Below are 6,346 nucleotides of genomic sequence, written 5' to 3'. Positions count from 1 at the left end.
GCTATATAATCAGTAATAAAAAATATATTAATAATAACTATGATGAGAAGCAGGTATAGTGCTACGCACAAGTCAGAAGTTAGTAAGCATTTATAAATATCCTAATCTTTACTTCAACTCCTATAAAATGTTCAAACAATCTATCATTGAACAACTAGATTTTTATCATAAAAAGGGGGTTGAAAATCTCAACCCCTTTGACAGAAAAAGTTTAATTATTTAACTATAATAACTATGATGAGAAGCAGGTATAGTGCTACGCACAAGTCAGAAGTTAGTAAGCATTTATAAATATCCTAATCTTTACTTCAACTCCTATAAAATGTTCAAACAATCTATCATTGAACAACTAGATTTTTATCATAAAAAGGGGGTTGAAAATCTCAACCCCTTTGACAGAAAAAGTTTAATTATTTAACTTAATGCGCAATTGAAGTTTTTAACTCTTCTGGAGAGTTATTAGATTTTAAACTACTTTCAGGTAATTCAAGATCCTTAACTGGGTTACGAGCTTCTATTAAACTGATAGCTCGACTCACACTTTCTGGTAAAATTACTACTAAACTGTCAGAAGAAGCACGGTCTAAAGCAGTATTAATAGCAGTTGTCTCGTCTAAAATTGATTCATAAATAGCTTTTGACTCAGAATCTTTTCCTTGACTCAAGAATTGCTCAACACCTTGATAAATCAGTTCCGCTGCATTCCCTCTTGGTCGTCCCCTAGTATCATCATCTTCTTTGATAATAATCTCATCAAAAATATCTGCTGCTAGTTCCCCAAGAGAAACAAAATCTTCATCACGGCGATCGCCTGGTCCACCAACTACACCGATCCGTTTACCTGGCCAATTTCTGACAAATCCACCTAATGCTTCATAGCTAGCAGGATTATGAGCATAATCTACTAAAGCATGATAACCACCCATATTAAACATATTCATCCGGCCTGGGGTTTGATCCACTGAAGCGACAAAGGTTGACAAACCTTCCCGAATATGCTCTATTTTTACTCCTTGGGTAAAGACGGCCAAACAAGCTGCCAGAGCATTAGCAATCATAAATGGAGCTTTACCAGCCATTGTAATTGGTACATTAACTGCTTTTTCAATTCTTAAAGTCCAATCACCTTTCAAAATTGAAATATAGCCATTCTCATAAACTGCTGCCAGACCCCCTGCTTCTGTATGTTTGACTAACAGTTCGTTATTTGGGTCCATTGAGAAATAAGCAACTTGACCTTTGACTTTCTCTGCCATTGCTGCTACTAATGGGTCTTCAGCATTCAAAATTGCATATCCTTTAGGCATTACTGACTCAGCTACTACACTTTTTAGTTGAGCTAGTTGTTCTACGGTATCTATATCTCCAATACCCAAGTGGTCAGCAGCTACGTTTAATACTATTCCCACTTCACAGTTAGAAAAACCTAAACCAGAACGCAAAATACCCCCCCGTGCCGTTTCTAACACAGCAACTTCTACTGTGGGGTCTGAAAGAATTAAATGGGCACTGTGAGGACCTGTATTATCTCCAGCTTCAGCCAAATACTCACCAATATAAGTACCATCAGTAGTGGTATAACCAACTACTTGACCAGTTTGCTTCATCATATGAGCTAATAGTCGGGTAGTAGTAGTCTTACCGTTGGTACCAGTAACACTCAATATTGGTATTCGACCATTCTTTGCTCCAGGAAATAACATATCCATTACTGCTCCTGCCACATTTCTGGGCAAACCGCGACTAGGAGCAACGTGCATCCGAAAACCAGGAGCAGCATTAACTTCTACTATTACTCCGTCCACTTCTCGCAATGGTTTAGAAATATCTTCAGTAACTACATCCATACCTGCAATATCTAGACCAATTATCTTAGCAGCTCTCGATAATAGCCAAACATTTTCCGGGTGTATTTCATCAGTACGGTCTACTGCTATACCTCCAGTGCTGAGGTTAGCTGTTGCTCTTAAAAAGCAAATTTCTCCTTTTCTGGGTATTGAATCTATGCTGTATCCTTGTCTTTCTAGGATAGAAAGGGCAAGTTTATCTACTGTAATTCTCGTTAGGACGTTATCATGTCCATCTCCTCTTTGGGGATCTCTGTTAGTCTCTTCAATTAGTTCTGATACTGTGGACTTACCATCTCCCACTACATGAGCTGGAACTCGTTCGGCCACTGCTACAACTTTGCCATTTACTACTAACACTCGGTGGTCTTTACCTGTGTAGTAACGTTCCACAATTACACTTTTTGTTTTAGAAGCGTTGCTGGCTAAATCGTATGCTTCTTCTGCCTCTTGCCAATTTCTCACATCTATGGTAATACCACGACCATGATTTCCATCTAGAGGCTTAATTACAATAGGATAACCTCCGACATCTTCAATGGCATCTTGAAGTTCATCAAAGTAGCGAGTAACTGTACCACGAGGTACTGGTATTCCTGCATCTTTGAGAATTTTTTTCGTACCTTCTTTATCACAAGCAAGTTCTACTCCAAGAATTCCTGTTTGGTTACTGAGAGTTGCCTGAATTCTTTTTTGATTGACCCCATAACCAAACTGAATCATAAACCGAGCAGATAGTTGAGTCCAAGGAATACCTCTTGCTTCTGCTTCTTTGACTATAGCTTCTGTACTTGGACCTAAAGATGCTTGATTTTTGAATTCTTTGAGGTCTTCTAAATCTTGCTGTAATTCTGTTGGAGGATATGTACCTGTATCAACAATGCTTTGGCAGAGTCTTACTGCTGCTCGTGCTGAATAACGACCTGCTTGTTCATTTTGATATTCTATTACTACCTGAAATATTCCTGGAGTAGATGTTTCCCTTGTCCTACCAAAACCAACTGGCATTCCTGCTAGCTGTTGAAATTCTAGGGCAACGTGTTCGATCACATGGCCCATCAATGTTCCTTTTTCCACACGACTGAGGAAACCACCTTTGACTCCTGGGGAACAGTAATGTTCTACCAGACTTGGTAGAACTTTAGTTAATCCTTTGTAGAAACCAGGAATGTTAGATGTATATTTTTCGTATAGGTCTTCTAAGTCTAGGCGCATAACCACCAGTTTATGCCGGCGAATGCTCCAGTAGTTTGGACCGCGTAATGTCTGGAGTTTGAGGATTTTCATAGGAGGATTTGAACGTGATGCTTAGAATCAGAAAAGCAATGGTATTTTTATTTTTAATTTCTGCTCAGAATATTTGCTAAACTGTTTACTACAAAATTTTTTTCAGGATGCACTAATCCTTTCTGCTGTACAATACCTATAAAATTTTGGCAAAACTAGGAAAAAATTTGTAATGCCAGTCTAAAGATGCTTGCTTCCTGCTTCAACCTGGGAGGTCGGCCTTTTCCAGTTCACAGGCGTAACTTCGGGTACAGCCTACCCTACTAAATTGATTAACCTAGTTAAGGTCGCGGTCTATTTGAGTGCTAAATACAATGAGGGTAGTTGAAAGTACGCTCTCTTAACTTTAGTTCTCTATAAACATGACCGCAGTTATGACAAGTTTTGGATGATGGAAAACATTAATCTAGCTAAAACTACGGTCTCGCAGCTAGCAACAATTTTGGTTGTCAATCATTGCCTAAACTGATAAAAAGCTTGACCTGCTCTAGATGGCGCTAATTTACTGTTTTGCATCATGCTAGAAACATTTAGTAGTTCCAAACAAAACTCCATCTTAAAAATATCGGATGATAATCCTGTGATGGTAGAAGAATTTGGACTGTCTATTACTTTATTTGCTACAAAATATATATAGTTTTCAGTATAGTTACGCTTTATGTCTGCCAATTAGGTAAGCTACTCATCTACAGGAACAAACTTCTCAATAACTGATAAATTATCGGAAATTCTATTAGTCTAGAGGCATTATTGTTTCAGAAAGCCCTGGTTTCATCGTATGGGAATGGAGATCGTAACCATCACCATGGCACATTATATGTAATCTGAGATTCGACAAACTCAAAGGATCTTCTACCCCTACTTTGGCAGAATTTGTATAAGACATTTCTACCGGATCTATAATTGTGACTGTGCCTTTACCCATGACTTGAATTTGACCGTCTCCTTCAAACAATGCGCAGGTATCTTCGTCTATTCCTATACCAACTTTGTCTGGATGGGTGGCGATCGCGCTTAATAAACGGGCCATCCGATTCCGGTTATGAAAGTGTTGGTCTACTATTAACTCTGGCAATATGGCCAAACCATTTGTCATATCGACTAAAGATCTATTTGGTGATGAGCCACTACCACCACCTGCTATCATGTGATAGCCCATAACTGCTGCTCCTGCACTTGTTCCGGCCAGTGCTATTTTTCCTTCTAAAGCTTTAGTTCTGATGTTGTCCATCAAAGGGGTCTCAGCAAGTAGGCCACAAAGACGCAGTTGATCTCCACCAGTCATAAATACTCCGGTGCAGTCTTCCAAATACTCTAACCAGATTGGGTCTTCTCCCTGATACCTTTCTCGGATGTCAAATATTTTAATATCAACAGCGCCCATATCTTGAAACACCTTACGGTATCTATCTCCTTGAGCTGCTGGTTCTCTCGAAGCTGAAGGAATAATTCCTAGTTTGGCATTTACTCCCCCCGCGCGATTAAAAAAAGTTTGTAGAATCTCTTTTCCATGAACTTTATCCTCGGCTCCTCCGATGACCATAATAGTTGTTTTTGTCGGGCGTAATGTATCTAGTTCTAAGGCTTGAGACTCTAACTGCATCATCTTGTTAATCTTGGACAGCAGGTACACATTTAATTTCAATAATCTGTTATAATAATAGACTATCTTATAAACTTGCAAGTCCCCTACTTGCTCTGGAATTTTTCAACATTTGTTTGATTGGTTAAATTTATAATTTTAATTTGTTGCCCAATTCTTACCGCACAGCATACTCTAAAAAATTAATCTCAACAATTGAAAATTCTACATTTTTCAGGACACCCTAATTAGTTATAGTATTAACTGCCGTGCGATTTGATGTTATTACCTTATTTCCAGACTTTTTTACAACACCTCTAAATTTAGGTTTACTGGGGAAAGCCCTTGACAAAAATATTGCCAAGGTTAATCTAGTTAATCCCCGTGATTATACCACAGACAAATATAAAAAAGTTGATGATGAGTCTTATGGTGGAGGAGTGGGAATGGTTTTAAAACCAGAACCTATATTTGCTGCTGTAGAATCATTGCCAACTCTGTCAAAACGAGAGGTGATTCTCTTAACTCCCCAGGGAGAAAGAATGCACCAAGGAATGTTCCGAAAGTACGCTACAGAATATGACCAACTTATTCTAATTTGTGGTCATTATGAAGGTATTGATGAAAGAGTAGAATATTTAGTTACCAAAGAAGTATCCCTAGGAGATTTTGTCCTTACAAGTGGAGAAATACCAGCTTTAGCTTTAATTAATGGGGTAGTCAGGTTACTTCCAGGAACGGTAGGAAAGGCTGAGTCATTAGCTAATGAAAGTTTTGAGTCTGAATTACTTGATTATCCTCATTACACTCGACCTGCTAATTTTCGTGGTTGGAAGGTTCCAGAAGTTTTGCTTTCTGGACATCATGCTGAAATAGCAAAATGGCGTTATGAACAACAAATTCAAAGAACAAAATCTCGTCGTCCAGATTTACTCAAAAATAATGATCCATAAAAAAAATGATAATTGGTATAATTAAGTTTTTTTGAATATCTAAGGCGTGAAGTTCAATAATTAATAATTAATAATTAAGAGGTTGAATGTATCAGGAAATATGAAAAAAGAAGATAGGGAACAGGGAATAGGGAATAGGCAAAAAAACGATTATTTGTTATCAGGAACTTCACAACTAACTGATTAAGTATGAATAGTCATACCTCCTATCTCTGTAGAGTTATTTCAATCCCTTGCCTTATTCAAGCTAGTTGATTGAGTTGTGAAACTTTTTTCTCAATACTTATTTGACAAACAGTCTCTTAATAATTGATATAACAATTCCCAAAAAGCGTGAGGTACAAAANTCTGTAGAGTTATTTCAATCCCTTGCCTTATTCAAGCTAGTTGATTGAGTTGTGAAACTTTTTTCTCAATACTTATTTGACAAACAGTCTCTTAATAATTGATATAACAATTCCCAAAAAGCGTGAGGTACAAAATTTTAAGTTTGAGGGAATACTTCAATGGTAACAGGGGATAAAAAGACAAAAATATATAGTCATTTCAAATAAGGATGAAACACTTTTTTTGCTGAAACCCTTTCTAGGTAAGGGAAAATTCGTCCCAGTCTTATTCAGAATGACTATCACTGTACCTCACTACCTTGGGAAATACTATAGTTTATAGTTAATAAT

At 37.5% G+C, this 6,346-nt stretch carries 4 protein-coding genes; 1 reads left to right on the top strand and 3 read right to left on the bottom strand.

Translation table 11 applies throughout. From position 1 onward, the window contains the following. Positions 1-419: 419 nt before the first annotated feature. The 3 genes from cphA to AFK68_RS15460 form a co-directional block, all read right to left on the bottom strand. The gene (cphA, locus tag AFK68_RS15470) at positions 420-3,134 is read right to left on the bottom strand and encodes a cyanophycin synthetase (RefSeq protein WP_094673564.1); all 2,715 of its coding nucleotides are present in this window, start codon (positions 3,132-3,134) and stop codon (positions 420-422) included. A gap of 453 nt (positions 3,135-3,587) precedes the next feature. Continuing rightward, entirely contained in the window at positions 3,588-3,803 is a 216-nt protein-coding gene (locus AFK68_RS15465; protein WP_094673563.1) for a hypothetical protein, read from the bottom strand. Positions 3,804-3,867: 64 nt separating this feature from the next. After that, positions 3,868-4,740 carry a cyanophycinase gene (locus AFK68_RS15460; protein ID WP_094673562.1) on the bottom strand — a complete coding sequence of 291 codons (873 nt, stop codon included), beginning with the start codon at positions 4,738-4,740 and terminating at the stop codon, positions 3,868-3,870. Positions 4,741-4,985: 245 nt separating this feature from the next. On the opposite strand from AFK68_RS15460, the gene trmD reads away from it, so the two are divergent. Then, on the top strand, positions 4,986-5,669 hold the full coding sequence (trmD, locus tag AFK68_RS15455; RefSeq protein ID WP_094673561.1) for a tRNA (guanosine(37)-N1)-methyltransferase TrmD: 684 nt from the start codon (positions 4,986-4,988) through the stop codon (positions 5,667-5,669). Positions 5,670-6,346 lie beyond the last annotated feature (677 nt).

This window comes from Hydrocoleum sp. CS-953, from assembly GCF_002260545.1.
In the GTDB taxonomy this organism is placed as follows: Bacteria; Cyanobacteriota; Cyanobacteriia; order Cyanobacteriales; family Microcoleaceae; genus Trichodesmium.
Note: the sequence above shows the minus strand (reverse complement) of the source record. Positions and strands in the feature narration are given on the sequence as shown.